Source organism: Pseudoduganella guangdongensis (assembly GCF_009857475.1).
Lineage (GTDB): Bacteria > Pseudomonadota > Gammaproteobacteria > Burkholderiales > Burkholderiaceae_D > Rugamonas > Rugamonas guangdongensis.
The window spans coordinates 1-269 of record NZ_WWCJ01000071.1 but is presented as its reverse complement, the minus strand read 5'-3'; the positions used below and the strand labels follow the sequence as shown (position 1 = coordinate 269).

General features: G+C 50.9%; 1 rRNA gene. It reads right to left on the bottom strand.

The annotated features are described in order from the left end of the window. Positions 1 to 269: ribosomal RNA gene (locus GTP41_RS26885) — 23S ribosomal RNA — on the bottom strand; the annotation flags it as partial.

The window sequence follows — 269 nt, the reverse complement described above, 5'->3', positions numbered from 1 at the left end:
CACCCCATCATTTAATCTTCCAGCACCGGGCAGGCGTCACACCCTATACGTCCACTTTCGTGTTTGCAGAGTGCTGTGTTTTTATTAAACAGTCGCAGCCACCAGTTTATTGCAACCTTTTCGCCCTTCCACAGTAAAGTGGTCAAGCTACCGAGGCGTACCTTATCCCGAAGTTACGGTACCAATTTGCCGAGTTCCTTCTCCCGAGTTCTCTCAAGCGCCTTAGAATACTCATCTCGCCCACCTGTGTCGGTTTGCGGTACGGTCTC